18 protein-coding genes are annotated in these 14,868 nt (G+C 35.0%); 8 read left to right on the forward strand and 10 right to left on the reverse strand.

Features of this window, described 5'->3' with window-relative positions; all coding sequences use genetic code 11:
* Positions 1–273 precede the first annotated feature (273 nt).
* Complete coding sequence (locus HYY69_08605) at positions 274–2,418, forward strand: rhodanese-related sulfurtransferase (protein MBI3033509.1); 2,145 nt, start codon at positions 274–276, stop codon at positions 2,416–2,418.
* On the opposite strand, the gene HYY69_08610 is transcribed toward HYY69_08605, so the two are convergent.
* From HYY69_08610 to HYY69_08625, 4 genes are all read right to left on the reverse strand, one after another.
* Positions 2,393–2,812: an LOG family protein gene (locus HYY69_08610; protein MBI3033510.1), complete on the reverse strand. Its 420-nt coding sequence runs from the start codon at positions 2,810–2,812 to the stop codon at positions 2,393–2,395. The genes HYY69_08605 and HYY69_08610 overlap by 26 nt on opposite strands.
* Before the next feature lie 9 nt (positions 2,813–2,821).
* Positions 2,822–3,052: a hypothetical protein gene (locus HYY69_08615; protein MBI3033511.1), complete on the reverse strand. Its 231-nt coding sequence runs from the start codon at positions 3,050–3,052 to the stop codon at positions 2,822–2,824.
* Positions 3,053–3,182: 130 nt separating this feature from the next.
* A complete protein-coding gene (locus HYY69_08620; GenBank protein ID MBI3033512.1) occupies positions 3,183–3,731 on the reverse strand; it encodes a hypothetical protein in 549 nt (182 codons plus the stop codon).
* A 44-nt stretch (positions 3,732–3,775) separates the two neighbouring features.
* Positions 3,776–5,452 (reverse strand): glutamate--tRNA ligase, encoded by a 1,677-nt coding sequence (locus HYY69_08625; protein ID MBI3033513.1) that lies wholly within the window; start codon positions 5,450–5,452, stop codon positions 3,776–3,778.
* Positions 5,453–5,536: 84 nt separating this feature from the next.
* On the opposite strand from HYY69_08625, the gene HYY69_08630 reads away from it, so the two are divergent.
* Positions 5,537–6,229: a hypothetical protein gene (locus tag HYY69_08630; GenBank protein ID MBI3033514.1), complete on the forward strand. Its 693-nt coding sequence runs from the start codon at positions 5,537–5,539 to the stop codon at positions 6,227–6,229.
* Between the two features lie 134 nt (positions 6,230–6,363).
* Positions 6,364–6,585: an NFYB/HAP3 family transcription factor subunit gene (locus tag HYY69_08635; protein MBI3033515.1), complete on the forward strand. Its 222-nt coding sequence runs from the start codon at positions 6,364–6,366 to the stop codon at positions 6,583–6,585.
* Between the two features lie 18 nt (positions 6,586–6,603).
* Here the strand turns inward: HYY69_08635 and HYY69_08640 are convergent, their stop codons facing one another.
* Both HYY69_08640 and HYY69_08645 read right to left on the reverse strand, forming a co-directional pair.
* Positions 6,604–7,158, reverse strand: coding sequence for a hypothetical protein (locus HYY69_08640; protein ID MBI3033516.1), 555 nt, complete (start codon positions 7,156–7,158; stop codon positions 6,604–6,606).
* Positions 7,159–7,204: 46 nt separating this feature from the next.
* Positions 7,205–7,648, reverse strand: coding sequence for an Lrp/AsnC family transcriptional regulator (locus tag HYY69_08645; protein MBI3033517.1), 444 nt, complete (start codon positions 7,646–7,648; stop codon positions 7,205–7,207).
* A 236-nt stretch (positions 7,649–7,884) separates the two neighbouring features.
* Between HYY69_08645 and glnA the strand changes: the two genes are divergently transcribed.
* From glnA to HYY69_08660, 3 genes are all read left to right on the forward strand, one after another.
* Complete coding sequence (glnA, locus tag HYY69_08650; protein MBI3033518.1) at positions 7,885–9,291, forward strand: type I glutamate--ammonia ligase; 1,407 nt, start codon at positions 7,885–7,887, stop codon at positions 9,289–9,291.
* Positions 9,292–9,369: 78 nt separating this feature from the next.
* Positions 9,370–10,008, forward strand: a complete 639-nt coding sequence (locus tag HYY69_08655) for a nucleotidyltransferase domain-containing protein (GenBank protein ID MBI3033519.1) — start codon at positions 9,370–9,372, stop codon at positions 10,006–10,008.
* Positions 9,986–10,618, forward strand: a complete 633-nt coding sequence (locus HYY69_08660) for a hypothetical protein (GenBank protein ID MBI3033520.1) — start codon at positions 9,986–9,988, stop codon at positions 10,616–10,618. The genes HYY69_08655 and HYY69_08660 overlap by 23 nt, the downstream gene beginning before the upstream one ends.
* Before the next feature lie 25 nt (positions 10,619–10,643).
* Here HYY69_08660 and HYY69_08665 read toward each other — a convergent pair whose 3' ends face one another.
* The 4 genes from HYY69_08665 to HYY69_08680 all read right to left on the reverse strand — a co-directional run bounded on the left by HYY69_08665 (position 10,644) and on the right by HYY69_08680 (position 12,331).
* Complete coding sequence (locus HYY69_08665; protein MBI3033521.1) at positions 10,644–10,835, reverse strand: DUF378 domain-containing protein; 192 nt, start codon at positions 10,833–10,835, stop codon at positions 10,644–10,646.
* 189 nt (positions 10,836–11,024) lie between these two features.
* On the reverse strand, positions 11,025–11,600 hold the full coding sequence (locus tag HYY69_08670) for a 60S ribosomal protein L31 (GenBank protein MBI3033522.1): 576 nt from the start codon (positions 11,598–11,600) through the stop codon (positions 11,025–11,027).
* 13 nt (positions 11,601–11,613) lie between these two features.
* Positions 11,614–11,787, reverse strand: coding sequence for a 50S ribosomal protein L39e (gene rpl39e, locus HYY69_08675; GenBank protein ID MBI3033523.1), 174 nt, complete (start codon positions 11,785–11,787; stop codon positions 11,614–11,616).
* Positions 11,788–11,797: 10 nt separating this feature from the next.
* Positions 11,798–12,331, reverse strand: coding sequence for a 30S ribosomal protein S19e (locus HYY69_08680; protein MBI3033524.1), 534 nt, complete (start codon positions 12,329–12,331; stop codon positions 11,798–11,800).
* 178 nt (positions 12,332–12,509) lie between these two features.
* On the opposite strand from HYY69_08680, the gene HYY69_08685 reads away from it, so the two are divergent.
* Positions 12,510–14,654: a hypothetical protein gene (locus HYY69_08685; protein ID MBI3033525.1), complete on the forward strand. Its 2,145-nt coding sequence runs from the start codon at positions 12,510–12,512 to the stop codon at positions 14,652–14,654.
* 2 nt (positions 14,655–14,656) lie between these two features.
* A partial coding sequence (locus HYY69_08690) for a hypothetical protein (GenBank protein ID MBI3033526.1) occupies positions 14,657–14,868 on the forward strand: 212 nt, incomplete at its 3' end.

A 14,868-nucleotide genomic window follows, 5' to 3' on the forward strand; every position in this document is an offset into this window, starting at 1 on the left:
ACAAATGCCGGTCTTATGACAACTAGGCTTAGGAAAGAAGCAAAGATATTATCTTACTCTGCAATTATACTGTTACGACAAAATATTCTAACTCTCGCAAGAGCTCTTGCGAGTTGGTTTGAATTATTAACCAAACTCGGGAGCAACCCCTCGTAACGCTCTCGATTAAGAAAAATGATTGAATTTTGACCTGAGGATGCTAAGCGCATTGGAGGATTTCTACGCAGCCTTACAAAAGAAATGTTTTTAAACCCATAATCTATTCTTCATACCATGAAAAAGTCAACAGCTCTGCCAATCCTTCTTGCTCCAGCAGGTGATTTTGCTAGTCTTAACGCTGCCATTAAAGCAGGATGTGATGAAGTTTATTTTGGCATTGAACAATTAAACATGCGCGCATGGAGTGCAAAGAATTTTCATTTTGAAGATCTTGTTAAAATTAAAGAGATATGTCTGAAAAATAATGTTAAAGCAAACCTTGCATTAAATACCCTACTTTATGACCATGATATTACGATTACTAGAAAAATTCTTGAGCAAGTAAAAAAAGTGGGCATTGATGCAGTGATTATTGCTGATGTTGCAGCTATGCAGATAGCAAAAGAATTGGGTGTTGAAGTGCATATCTCTACTCAGCTCAGCATTTCAAATTATGAAAGCATTAAATTTTACAGCCAATTTTCAAACAGAATAGTACTTGCACGTGAATTATTGCTCCCTCAAATAAAAGCAATTCATCAGGAGATTGTAAAAAATCAGCTTAAAGGTCCTCATGGAAGGCTTGTTGAAATAGAATGTTTTGCTCATGGCGCGATGTGCATTGCCATTTCTGGACGATGTTTTATGTCATTGTACGAATTTAATAAATCAGCAAATAGAGGCGCATGCCAGCAATCATGCAGAAGAGAATATACCTTAGTTGACAAAGAAACAGGCAATAAAATGGATGTTGATAATGAATTTATTTTGTCTCCTGAAGATCTTTGCACTATTGATATTCTTGACCAGCTTATTGATGCAGGAATCACCGTGTTAAAATTAGAAGGAAGAGGAAGAAGTCCTGACTATGTTTATACCGTAACCAAAGCATATCGAAAAGCGCTTGACGCATATAATGAAGGAACCTATAATGAATCATTGAAAAAAGAATTATTTGAAGATCTTAAAACAGTTTATAATAGAGGATTAAGCCCTGGATTTTATTTAGGAAGACCTGTTGATCAAATGGCAAAATCAGGAAACAATAAGGCAACAGAGATTAAAACATATCTTGGAAAAGTAGTTAATTATTATCCTAAAATTGGTGTTGCTCATATTATATTAGAAGCTGATACACTTTCTTCTGGAGAAAAGATAGGATTCACCGGTGCCACAACAGGCTTTTTTTCACAGGAAGCTGATAATTTTATTGTCAACGATAAAACAAAAGACAAAAAAACGACTGCTCATAAAGGAGATTATATCACCTTGAAAGTAAAAGAAAAGTTAAGAAAAAATGATGAAGTATATGTGTATAGAAAGCGAGAAGAAAAAATAATTATTACTTCATTCTATAAATATGTTCATCTCAACCAACCACAACGGTTTGAAAAAGATCATCTTGCGTTTTGCAAAGAGTTAGGCATTAAAGGTAAAATCCTTGTTGCAGAAGAAGGAATTAATGGCAGTGTTTCAGGAAATGAAGAACAAATTACAATGTATAAAAAAGTGTTACTTCAAAACAAATTATTTTCTGACATTGAATTCAAAGAACAATATGCAGACAAGCATCCTTTTGATAAAATGTTTGTGCGTTTTAGAAAAGAAATAGTTACCTCTCATTTTAGCGTTGACGTCAACGATCAAAAAAATAAAGGAATCCGCCTTAAACCTGAAACATTTAAACAATGGCTTGATCAAAAAGAGGATATGATTATTATAGACACCAGAAATAATTATGAAACAAAAATTGGCAGGTTCAGAAATGCTCTTGATCCTAATCTAGAAATATTCAGCGATCTTCCTAAAGTTTTGCCAAAATTTGAAAAATATAAAGACAAAAAAGTAGTTATGTATTGCACCGGCGGCATTCGCTGTGAAAAAGCATCAGCATTATTTAAGAAAAGTGGATTTAAACAAGTGTATCAATTAGAAGGGGGCATTATCAAGTATGGCAATATGTTTCCTGATGATAAACATTGGGAAGGATTATGTTTTGTGTTTGATAAACGGTTGTCTGCTCCCCTGAGCAAAGAGTCAAAACATATAACACAAATTACAACCTGCCATTGGTGCGGCATAGCATGCGGAGATTACACTAACTGCAAAAATGAAAAATGCGATGAATTATTTATTTGCTGCGGAGAATGCAAGCAAGAATTTGGAAATTCCTGTTCTAAAAAATGTAGGAACATTACTTGTGTTCAGCATGCTTTTTGATAATAGCAAGTACTTCTTCAACACTATCAACAATATACAATAACTTCAAGTCAGCATCATTAATAAAATCATATTCCAAAGTATTCTGCTTAAGCCAGTCAAACAAGCCTTGCCAATACTTTTTTCCAACACAAATTAATGGCACATTATCAACAATATTGTTTTGCATCAGCATCGCATTTTCCAATAATTCGTTTAATGTACCATATCCTCCTGGGTAAAAAATTAACGCCTCACTGCGCAGCAGCATAGTAAAGCGTCGTGCAAAAAAGAAATGAAAATCCATTTCATGAGTGAAGATTTTATCCGTAATCTTCTCTTTAGTTAATAATGATGCTTTTAATCCAATCGAAATGGTTTTAGCTTCAGTCGCTCCAGTATTTGCCGCATGCATAATACCTGGTCAACCACCTGACATAATAGCATAACCTTCTTTGCCAAGAGCATAAGAAATTTGTTTGCAATGGCTATAAAAATAATTGCCAGGTTTAATACGAGCAGAGCCTGCAAAAAGAATAATTGGTTGATGTATCTGATGCAATAGCTGGATACCTTGTTCAATTTCTTCATGCGCTTTGCCAACAGTCCATGAACTTGACCCATAATATTCTTTGTTTTTATTGAAATGAACCATAGGCCAAAGATATGGTATAGATAATATAAATGTTATGACTCAAATGAATAAGGAAACTTTTCAGAAAAACCAAATATCCTTCAAAACCCTATAAAAACTATCGAAAATTATTAGTAATTACCTCTATGTTTTAACGAGCACGATAAGGTTTGAAATCAGATTTGGGTATAAGAATTCTGTTAATTAGATGTGGCTGTCTTCTGCTGTAAGGCTCTCCTAAATAGATAGGTCTATTATTACCCCCTGGAAAAACCTGAAATTCATATTCTAAATGTCCATTGATAATTACAGCTTGACCAGTCTCTCTAACAGCTCCGACATGAGAATGTTTGATACGTACATGAGGAACCTCATATTCAGTAAAACCACGTTCGCTGCCGACTAAAAATCTATAATTTTGAGCTGGCCCAGGATAACCTAAACCGCTATAAGATCCATCATGTGGCTTCAAAAAATTCCAACGATATTCTGCACGGTCATCAGTTGCTGCAAATTCAGCAGCAGCAGATTGAAATAAAACAACAACTGTTCCAGTTTTTGATGAACTATAGAGTAACTTTGGTTCTCTTGACTCGTTCCATCTAGCCATAGCTTTCAATCTGTTGAAAGTATCAGCTACGGTATTGTCAAGTGTTCCACTACCTATATTAGTATTTATATCCCGAGTTAACACACTCATAACTATAGGTATTGTTATACATTTAAATATTTAATTGTTTTAACTTATTTATGCGTAAACCAAAACTTATACACATCGTCTTCCAATTTGTCAAACCTGCAGAAACCAAACCTAACAAACATAACCATGTCTCCTTCTTCAAGATCAGCTAATAATGGTTCACCTAATCCTTTAACAATACTATTATCAGGCATTCTTACGTCTACTTTAATATTATGAATATCTTCAGGAAGCCACTCAATAATCTTCGGTTTATCATTCCCTATTTCTCGAGCATGAAATACTGCTTTTCCTTTATCAAATTTAAACGTTAAACAATCCATAAATCTATACAAATGTCCGTCTTTAAATTCCTCGGTATCTGTAACATAAAACGTTTTATTGGTGGTAAAATTTCTCCCACCTTTTCGATGATCAGGATGCAGATCGAGGTTTACCGTTAATTCTGGAGCTTTTCCAACAGTTATTTTCTGAGGATTAGAAATAAAGAAATATCTGTCTGCTTTTTCTTCAATAACTTCTTTATTAAAATGATTTATTGTTTTAAAAAATTCCTCTTTTGAAACAGATTTATCTGTCAGACTAACGCCAACCTCCAAAGCATATTTAATAAATGCTTCTGCTTGATATCCTCGCCTTCGCAATGCTGGCAAAAATGGCAGCCTAATATCATCCCATCCTTCAAAAGTTCCGTCTTGAATTAAAGGCCTTGTTTTTGAACATGATACATTAAGGTCAGTAAAATTAATTTTTCCTACAAAAATAGTTTCCGGTACTTGCCATTTAAATAAATCGAAAAATAATTTTTGGCGTTTTGCATTATCTGCATGATCTTTGCCTCGTAAAATATGAGTAACGCCGGTGTCATGGTCGTCAATAGATACTGCAAAATTCATCAAAGGCCAGACACGGTATTTTTTTCCTTGGCGCGGATGCTCGGTGTCATTAATTCTGAATAACGGGAAATCACGCAATGCTGGGTTTTTATCAGCAACATCTGTTTTCAACCGCATAACAGCATCTCCTTCTTGATATTTAGAAAACATGTTGTGCCAATGCTTAATATTTTCATCAACATGCCTCTTCCTGCAAGGACATGCTATTTTTTTAGTAATTAATGCTCTAAACTCTTCAGCACTACATCTACATATATACGTGATCCCTCTTTCTAAGGAGTTTAGAGCATGAGCATAATAAATCTCCATTCGATCAGATTGTATCATTAATTCAGTAACGCCATTTTCTGTAAGCCATTGCGCATCCTGGGGAATTAAATCATAAGCAGGAACATAGATATTATCTGCATTAGTATCTGCAATCCTTAAAATAAGTTTGCCTTTGTATTCTTTTGCATAAGCTGCATTTAATCCAAGAACATAAGCATGACCAATATGCAAAGGCCCTGATGGGCTTGGCTCAAAACGAAGAACAACCTGCTTGCTAATTTTCCCAAGGTTTTGCAATGGTGGAAGACCTGTTTTTCGTTGTTTTGGTTTTTGCTGTAATAAACCAGAAACTTTCTCTAATTCCTTTTGCTGTTTTTCAAAAGACCATGAATTTATTTCATTGCAGAGAGTAGTAATATCTTTAAGAACATCTTTGGTTTTAGCTCTTGCTTCAGGAAACTGCCCGAGAATTTTGCCAAGTACAGCGTTTGGATTTGCTTTGCCTTTGAATTTTACAGCATTTTCCAAACCATAAGCACGAATAGATTCTTTCATACTCTCAAAAATAACTCTTAGTTTATAATGTTTATTCTTTGAAAAAGGTTAGGTTTATAAATTACTTTAAATAACTCTTGAGAAATGTCTCGCAGTAACAATTATCTTGTAGAAATTGCTTTAGAAGATCGTATTTTTGAAGAATCTGAGCAAAAACTAGGAACTTCTGGGTTTTTACCTAACTATTTAGCTTTGATCAAAGAGTTTGTTCCTGAAGATGCATCTTTAATAGATATGCTTGCTGCTTCAAGAACCATTTCTGGTGCTGGGTTTAAGCTGCATCATCTCATTGAAGCTCGGGAATTAAGATTCTGGTATACTGATCAAGGAATAAAACAAAAGGATATTGCAAATATTGATCCACGTACTCTAGGTCTTGAATTGAGTGATCTCATGAAATTTTGTGGATATGGATTACTATTCGAACTCGAACTTTATGCGAGGGTTGGAAAGAAAGGGATTGGTGTAGATATTCCTCCAGCTGCTTTTTCGTTAGTACATCCTGCAATTGAAAAAAAAGCTAGAGATGCAGAAGATGCAGAGGAAGTTATGGCAGGATATTATTTTGCAGGTTGCAAAGCTCTCAAAAGGTTCTGTGCAGATGAAAGAGCAACTACTGTTTTTTATGATGATCTTAAAGCAGCAGTTGAGTTCTTTGAAAGAGGTGGAGATAGTTACCGAGATAGAGATGCTACATTGAAAAGAGCTGTAAGGCATATAGCTCAATCCCCGCAGGTTGTTTTACAGCAAGATGTAGCTATTTATACCGGAAGATAAATTCAAAATAACAATATTTAAATAGAGGTTCTTCCCTTAAAAAAGAAGAACACAAAGACTAAATAGAGGTTTTTAGTGGGGAAAATCTCTATTTCTATTCATCAATTACTTTCAAGCAGATTTGAGGAAATATTATGGCTGGTGTTAAAAGGACAACTATCATCCCAAAAGCTCCTGTTGCAAGAATATTAACCAACGCTGGCGCTAAACGGGTAAGCGCAGATGCTGTTGATGAAATGGTTGATATTCTGACCACTATTTCTGAAGAGCTTTCTGAACAAGCATTGAAAATTGCAAAACACTCAGGAAGAAAAACTATCAATGAAGGAGATGTCAGGTTAGCAGCCAAACAATGAATGAACTAATTTTTATATCTACTTTACGTTTTCATCAGAAAACAATTTCTCTGGTTTATATAATAAATCAAAATGAAACTCTTGGCAAAGTCCACGTTGTTTGAGAAACTCTTTTGCTGCTTTTTCTATTGCGTTAGCTTGCTCATTAAGAGAAGTTCTATGAGCATAGCTACTAAATCCACCTAAAGTAGCACTGCAAAGCGTCGTAGTTGTATGATAGAAGATAAGTCTTGGTTTTAATAATCTTCCATAGAGATCTTCTGCACTTTCTGGAGCATGTTGCATATAAGTTCCCCAAGAAGCATTCCTCATTGCAAGATCATATCTGACGCGTGCTAATCTTAGTATATTCATGATATCATCACGGTTTCCAACTGCATAATTTTCAGGCACTTTTTTTTCAAGTCTTTTTTCTAATGCTTCTAAAAATCCTAACTCATATAACTCATGATCAGGTAATTGTGTTAATGTAACTTCTTCAATAGTTATATCTTTCTCAATTCTTTGCTTTGCTATTGCAGAACATGCAAGAATTATTGCTGCAAGCCCATAGGTTACTGCTTTTTTAAACATTCAGGGAGGTAATCATCACGTATTTAAAAAACTTTTACTGCTAGATTCATACCTTCATCGAATTTTCTTTCATAGTGTTAAGAATCAATTTAGTATTAGTTCGTTCAACAAAATCAAATGTCTGGATTTTCTTCAAAAAATTGTCCATTTGTCTTGTTGAGTTAAATCTTCCAATGATTGATGTGTCAAAATCACCGGTGGTGTCATACACCGCATAAACATTGGGAAGTGTTGCTAATTTTTTTTCGAGTTCTAATAATTTACCTTTTGTAATTCTTACTTCAATAAGAACATGCACGCCATACCCTATTTTGTCGTAATCAATAAGTGCGGTGTATTGCTTAATGATCCCTTCTTTCTCAAGTTTTTTTATTCTATGCATCACCGTAACAAAGCTTACTTTAAGTGTTTTTGCTATATCACGCAAGGGGAGTTTAGCATTATCCAGCAAACTATTGATGATCTTTTTGTCTATAGCGTCGAGTTCCATCCAACCACCTTGTTAAATTTAATACAGATAAATAAGCTAAAATTTAACAAATATAAAAATATTTTGTATTTTTTATGTTTTTGTTAAGAAACTTAACAAAAAAAGTTAAATAAACACTTCTTCTAGAAATAACATAGAACCTATATACCTTAAAACAATACGAGAGGTGTTTATTTATGGAATTAGAACAAGTATATCAAAGGCAAAAACATGAACACACTCCTGAACACCTGCATATGCAGAGGATTCAGGAAATGGTTACTCAGCACAATATCAAATTAGTTGATATTCGTTTTACTGACCTTCTTGGCACCTGGCAGCATTTTACGGTTCCTATTAATGAATTTAACGAAAGCAATATTCAAGAAGGCTTTGGTTTTGATGGATCTTCAATTAGATGTTTTCAGTCAATTCATGAATCAGACATGTTATTAATTCCTGATTTGAAAACATGCTTTGTTGACCCTTTTTTATCTAATACGATGAGTGTTATTTGTGATATTAAAGATCCTATTACCAAACAGATGTATAGCAGGGATCCACGGTATATTGCAAAAAAAGCAGAAACGTATCTGAAGAATACGATGATTGCTGACACTGCTTATTTTGGCCCAGAAGCTGAATTCTTTGTTTTTGATCATATTAGATATGGCCAAAATGAATTTTCTGGATTTTATGAAATTGACTCAGATGAAGGAATTTGGAATTCTAATCGAGAAGAAGAAACAGGAAATAAAGGCTACAAAATAAGGCATAAACAAGGTTATTTTCCTGTGCCGCCAACTGATTCACAGCAAGAGCTGCGGAGCAAGATGGTATTAATCATGGAAAAATTAGGCATTCTTGTTGAACGCCAGCATCATGAAGTTGCAACTGCAGGTCAGGCTGAGATTGATGTGAGATTTAATTCATTGTTGTCTATGGCAGATACTATGATGATGTATAAATATGTGGTAAAAAACGTTGCCCAGCTTAATGGAAAAACAGCAACATTTATGCCAAAACCTTTGTTTAATGACAACGGCTCAGGAATGCATTGCCATCAAAGCTTATGGAAAGGCGGCGTTAATTTATTTGCTGGAGATAAAGCATGCGGCTTAAGCGAATTAGGATTGTATTATCTTGGCGGCATCTTGAAACATGCTCCGGCATTAGTTGCCCTTACTAACCCTACAACCAACTCTTATAAGCGGCTTGTTCCTGGATTTGAAGCACCGGTTAATTTAGTGTTTAGTTCAAGAAATAGAAGCGCTGCAATTAGGATTCCTATGTACAGCGAAAGCCCAAAAGCAAAAAGACTTGAATTCAGAACTCCAGACCCATTATGCAATCCTTATGTTGGTTTTGCAGCAATGGTTATGGCAGGGTTGGACGGCATTAAAAATAAGATTCATCCTGGCGAAGAAATCAAAGAAGATCTTTTCTCCATGGACAAAGAGAAACTTGCTCACATACCCCATGTCCCTGGAAGTTTAGCAGAAGCATTGAATAATCTTGAGAATGATCATGCATTCCTGTTAGAAGGTGGCGTATTTACTAAAGATGTTATTGATGCTTGGATTAGTTACAAACGAGAGCATGAAGTAACACCAGTTAATATGAGGCCTCATCCATGGGAATTTATGCTGTATTTTGATGCTTAGGTTGTTTTTTTACCTTTTTTTGTTTATTTCTCTAATAAGGAAACATTTATATATTAGATATATAATATTATATATTTAATGACTAATAGCAACTATTACAAGGATACTGAATATAAGATTATTGGTGAATTACTGAAAAGTCCTTTGCAAAGTAAGAGCATGCATGAAATAGCAGTAACTACTGGAACAGCTTATCCTACGGTCCATAAAACTATTCCTGAGTTAATTAAAGTAAATGCTCTCACACAGGAAACAAAAGGCAGAGCTAATCTAGTTTCAATAGACCTTGAACATGCAAGTACTGGCACTTTAAGCGCAGCTATGTTTTATGAAAAAGACAATTTGTTTAAAAAACATCCTTCAGTTAATATCATAAGCGACGATCTTGAACAAGCATTAGGTGATTTATTTTATATTTTAATTTTATTTGGAAGTTATGCAAAAGGTGAGGAAAAGAAAAACTCAGACTTTGATCTTTTATTTATAATTCCATCTATTGATGATAAAGAAAAATATCAACAAAAAATCAACAAAGCTTTGAGTCTACATACTAATAAACAAATAGATATAATAATAGTATCAACTAAAGATTTTCTTGAAATGTTAAATGAAAAATACACTGTAGGAAGAGAAGCATTTATGCATGGAATTATATTATTTGGGGCAGAACAATATTACAAACTAGTGAAGGAATATGTTAGAACTAAAGGATATTAAAAGTAAAAAAGAGATTGAAGAGGCAAAGAAATTATTCAAGGAATGGGATAATAAGTTAGTTTGGAAAACTCCTAACAGAGTTTTTATAGAACATATTAAAAATAAAGCAAAGCATTCATTAGAGCTTGCAAAGTATCTTCTTACAAAAATAGAAACTTCAAATGAGTTGGAAGGAAATTCTTCTGCAACATTATGGATTATTACACAATGCTATTATTCTATGTTTTTTGAAGTAGAGTATTTATTTGCCTTAGACAATAAAAAATTACCTGATGAAGTTGAAGATACGCATAAAACAATGTATCTAGCATTTCTTAATTATTATTTGATTAAAGGCTCTGAACTAGAGCAAAAAAACGTGTTTAGTTTTTCTACAAGTAGAATGTCGCGAGCACTAGTCTTGTTTAAAGAAAAACAAGACGAAACCTTAGAATTACAACGAGTTAAAAAATCAGTAGAATCTCTAAAACAAGAGAAAGAAAAAAGAAATGCCTTAACCTACCAATTAAGTAAAGCTGCTGAAATTAAGGAAGCAAAAAGCAGTGTAGAAAAAGCAACTGAATTTAGAGATATAATCGAAGAATATATTTTAAGCAAGAAAATAAAATAGTATAAAAATAAAAAAATATATCTATTTACATCTTATTAACAACCTTCCATAATTTAGCTACACCAGCTAAACCTATTAATACATATACCACTCTTGTTGCAGTGCTCATTGGTCCTAATAACCATGCTACTAAATCAATCTCAAATAAACCAAATAGTCCCCAGTTTAATGCACCTACTATTAATAAAACGCAGGTTAACCAACACATAGGTGTCATCTTGCAGGTTTTTCCTCCACCCATTGCTGGAGCTGCTCCACTCGATCGTGCTTTTTTAGCCATTCTTTCACCTCTTTATTAAATAATAGCTAACTATATTAGTATTAGCTATTATTTAATAAAGAGTTTATAAATTTTTCCAGAAATTAGTCACAAACTGGTGACTAAAAAAGAGTATGGTAGAATCAATTACCTTTTCTTAGGTGCTGGTGGATGTATATCTTGAGAATGATCTGCAGCAGGTTGTTTTGGAGCATGTTTATGATGTGTTTCCTGTTCTTTCTTTAATTCCTTGATTTCTTCATGCTCTATTTTTTTAGCTTCTTCCGCTTTCTCAGCCTTGACTTCAGCAAGTTCTTCTTTAAGCTCTTCTGTTGCAGGTTCTTTACCTTTAAGTTCACTTAATACATCAGCTTCTTCTTTTTTGCCAAGCTTTTGTTTTAAACGCTCTGCAATACCTGCTTTTTTCTGCACTTGTTTTTCTTCAAGCTTGATTTGCTTGCCAAATAATTCAGCAAGCACTTTTTGATCTTGTTTAACGACAGTCACTTTAACTCGAGAAGGTGGATTTCTCATACCATGTACCCATAATGCTTGGTTTAAGTATTTACCAATACTAACCGTTGGGCATTTCATATGTTTTACAAGAAACTCACGAACTGCTCTTGAAGCTTTTTCAGCTCGCTTGTACTTAGGAACTTTAAGAAACTCTCTTCGTAAAGGAATAGTGTATGTTCGTTCTAGTTTTTCTGATTTATCAGCCATAAGTATCATCTAGTTATGCTTTAGTTTTAACTCGCCGCCAACTTCGTTTGACAACAGTGTGTCTTCCAGGATGGACAACTTTACCCTTGCCATAAATTTTAGGCACTGTCCAGAAAGGAGCCCATCTTGTTTGTCTTCCAAGTTTTGCTAAGCGTAATTTTCTGCTGGTATGTTTAAATCGTGCCATGATATTCAACTCATTGTTCAATTGTTGCAGGTACTGCTTCTACCTTAACAACAACCTCTTTTTTAGGCGCAACTTCAGGAACTGAAGGTTTTGGTGAAGCTTTAACGGGAGATTTTACTAATTCGTTTGCGCTTAAATCCAACAAGGATTTGCCTTGAGGAGTAACTATTCTTCCTTTGTGGACGCCAAATTCACCTGCTTTTGTCTGCCTTATTAATTGTGATTTTTCTAATTGCTGAAGAACTTTCCGTAATACACTGCCGCTTCCTTTTCTAAATTCCGGCGGTTGATGGCCTCGTCTTTTTTTGCCGCCATATAATGTTCGAAGCTTGGAAACACCAATAGGACCTTTAACTGCGACTTTTCGCAATACTGCTGCAGCTCGCACTGCCCACCAATCTGCATTTTCTGGCGCTCTTTGGCGATGAGTTCCTGTTTTTGCAAACATAGCCCACGATGGAGCTTTAACTAATGTTTTTTCTTTTAATTTTTGAGCAATTTTATGAATTAACTCAGTCTGGTTAACAACAAACATTCTTGACATATATTACACCTTTATTCCCTTCTGGGATTACCGCGGTACTTTGCTCATATTGCCTTAAGAATTGCAATATTTGCTTCCGCTAATCTATTAAAAATTACAGGTGATTTATAAATGTTATGATAAACTATATTAACTACTAACATCACGAAATGTAATAAATAAACATAAAGAGGTTGTTATGGAATTCGGAACAGGCTATTTAGATGAAACACCTTCTATTGATGGGAATACATTTCCAAATGTGTATGATGCGTTTGGTCCAGATCAAGCTATGACTTATTTTGAAAAAGACAGACCTGATTTACGATTAGTGGAAAGTTCTATTGAAAATCCTATTGTTGGCGTCCGGGATATTGGTCAATCAGTTACTGAAGGAAGCAGATTTGGAAGTTTATTAAAAACTGCAACTGATGCAATACGGAGAGGAGCAGGGTGGATTGAATTAAGCACCAATATGGGGGGAGGAGCTGAAACTGTTGGAGCAGAGAGCTATGGTAAAGAAGCGCGAGAAGCTTTGCGTGATATTGCGCGCGTTAACACGGTCAAATTTTCTTCAGTGCATACACCAGTTAATATTGGCAACATGTCAGGTTACAACCCTCAAGAACGCGGATTTAATGAAGAGCATCGCAAAATAGAAATTGAAGAAGTAAAAAAAGCAGTTAGTTTTGCTGCTGATTTAGGCGCGCAGGCAGTTGTCGTGCATACCGGAGAATACCAGCGTCCAATGTCAGAAGAAAAATGGGCAAAGAATGCAGATGGAACCTTTAAATTTCTTAGTTATGAAGAAGAACCAGGAAGAGCTGTTCTTTATCTTGTTGACGACAGAACAGGAAGAGTAGTTGCAGACGCGCGAAAAAACCAGTTTGTTTATGAACCAGTGTTTAAAACAGTGCGCGATCCTGTGAGAAACAGAGATAGATGGGTTGATCTTCACGGAAATTTTATTCAGGAAGATAAACCTGAAGAATTATTTAAGCGTGTAGCTATTTTCGATCCAAATACCACTTCATTTAAGACAAAAAAACTAACCTGGGAGCACTTTGAAGAGAAAGCTGCTTATTTTAACAAATATTATCCGCGAAAAGACCGCGAATGGAAGCCTGAAGAAATGTTCTACCGTACTCAGGCAGATAATAGAATTCTTCAGTCAAAAGGTTCTTCCCTGTATCACGGAAGATTTTATGATAAAGAAAGCGCTGCAAAAGAAGCATTGGAAAAATCATTAAAATATTATGAAGAAATAGAAAAGAACACCTCGCCTGATGAAGCGTGGAGATTATATCGGGAAGATGAATCATTGCATCATTATGCGGGAAGAGGACGGCCTTTTGTCCAATTAGAACGAAGAAAAGTAACAGACATCTTGAAAGATGCCATAAAAGATGTAGAGAAATCTATGACCTATATTCATGAAGCTTCTGCATCTGCGGACTCACAAGCAGCAGAATTAGCTGAAACGTTGAAGCATGTAGTGCCTGTTGAAGTTTATGCGCGAAAAAAAACAACACAATCATACGCAGAAGCAGGTGTTTATGCGATGAAAAAAACCCAGGAAAGCAAGTATGCTGACAAGCCAGTATATATTGCTCCTGAAAATTTATTTCCTGAAATGGGATATGGGAGTCATCCAGAAGAAATAATTAAAATGGTTCATGATGCGCGAAAGCATATGGTGCATTTATTGACATCTCCGGTTATTGAAGATCCTCATGAGCAGCGAGATACAGAAGGAAATATCAAAAAAGTACCAAATCCTTATTATGTCAGACATATGAGCCCTGAAATGGCAGAGAAAAAAGCTGAGGATCATCTTAAAGCAACTATTGACACCCAGCATTTAGGAATGTGGTGGAAGCATTTCCAGCCATTGCCAAATGAAGAGGTCAAAGAAACAAAAAAAAGATTTGATAAATGGTATATGGAGCAGATTAAAAAAATGGCAGATGCTAATATTATCGGGCATTTGCACGTTGTTGACAGCATCGGCGCAGGGCATCATCATCTCCCGGTTGGTCAAGGAGATTTGCCGGTTAAAGAAGCTGTCGAATATATTAAAAAACATAAAAAGTTTAAAGGAACTATGGTGTCAGAAGCATGGGGAGAAGAATCCATGTTTGGAACAGGAAGAATTTTAACTGAAACTTGGAGAGCATTTGGGAGCAGATTGCGGCCAGTTAATGTTCCAAGCAACAATATGCCGTTTGGTTGGCCAGGAGTTCATCATGCTTATGGTCGAGAAATGCAATCACCCTATTTTATATTTGGCGCATATTCGCCATCCAATGACTGGCAATTATGGAGCCAAATACCGATGGAGTAATCATGAAACAACTTTTCGACAAAATAAAACAGCAGTACGATGCATTTGAAAACTTTTTACTCAAGAATGGACAAGTGTTATCTAAAGATACTGAGCTTGGGCATTGGGGGGTAAGTTATTTGCCAGCAGTGTTCAAATTATTTGAAGAACTTGATTTAAAAAAACATCATGCATTTGTTGATTTAGGTAGCGGCGATGGAAGAGTTGCATTAGT

It is taken from the genome of Candidatus Woesearchaeota archaeon (assembly GCA_016192995.1).
Classification (GTDB): Archaea; Nanobdellota; Nanobdellia; order Woesearchaeales; family DSVV01; genus JACPTB01.

Bases quoted from the DNA above. Each gene is read 5' to 3' on its own strand.
- HYY69_08605 (MBI3033509.1), top strand. From the start codon at position 274: ATGAAAAAGTCAACAGCTCTGCCAATCCTTCTTGCTCCAGCAGGTGAT.
- HYY69_08610 (MBI3033510.1), bottom strand. From the start codon at position 2,812: ATGCATGCGGCAAATACTGGAGCGACTGAAGCTAAAACCATTTCGATT.
- HYY69_08615 (MBI3033511.1), bottom strand. From the start codon at position 3,052: ATGGTTCATTTCAATAAAAACAAAGAATATTATGGGTCAAGTTCATGG.
- HYY69_08620 (MBI3033512.1), bottom strand. From the start codon at position 3,731: ATGAGTGTGTTAACTCGGGATATAAATACTAATATAGGTAGTGGAACA.
- HYY69_08625 (MBI3033513.1), bottom strand. From the start codon at position 5,452: ATGAAAGAATCTATTCGTGCTTATGGTTTGGAAAATGCTGTAAAATTC.
- HYY69_08630 (MBI3033514.1), top strand. From the start codon at position 5,537: ATGTCTCGCAGTAACAATTATCTTGTAGAAATTGCTTTAGAAGATCGT.
- HYY69_08635 (MBI3033515.1), top strand. From the start codon at position 6,364: ATGGCTGGTGTTAAAAGGACAACTATCATCCCAAAAGCTCCTGTTGCA.
- HYY69_08640 (MBI3033516.1), bottom strand. From the start codon at position 7,158: ATGTTTAAAAAAGCAGTAACCTATGGGCTTGCAGCAATAATTCTTGCA.
- HYY69_08645 (MBI3033517.1), bottom strand. From the start codon at position 7,648: ATGGAACTCGACGCTATAGACAAAAAGATCATCAATAGTTTGCTGGAT.
- glnA (MBI3033518.1), top strand. From the start codon at position 7,885: ATGCAGAGGATTCAGGAAATGGTTACTCAGCACAATATCAAATTAGTT.
- HYY69_08655 (MBI3033519.1), top strand. From the start codon at position 9,370: ATGACTAATAGCAACTATTACAAGGATACTGAATATAAGATTATTGGT.
- HYY69_08660 (MBI3033520.1), top strand. From the start codon at position 9,986: ATGTTAGAACTAAAGGATATTAAAAGTAAAAAAGAGATTGAAGAGGCA.
- HYY69_08665 (MBI3033521.1), bottom strand. From the start codon at position 10,835: ATGACACCTATGTGTTGGTTAACCTGCGTTTTATTAATAGTAGGTGCA.
- HYY69_08670 (MBI3033522.1), bottom strand. From the start codon at position 11,600: ATGGCTGATAAATCAGAAAAACTAGAACGAACATACACTATTCCTTTA.
- rpl39e (MBI3033523.1), bottom strand. From the start codon at position 11,787: ATGGCACGATTTAAACATACCAGCAGAAAATTACGCTTAGCAAAACTT.
- HYY69_08680 (MBI3033524.1), bottom strand. From the start codon at position 12,331: ATGTCAAGAATGTTTGTTGTTAACCAGACTGAGTTAATTCATAAAATT.
- HYY69_08685 (MBI3033525.1), top strand. From the start codon at position 12,510: ATGGAATTCGGAACAGGCTATTTAGATGAAACACCTTCTATTGATGGG.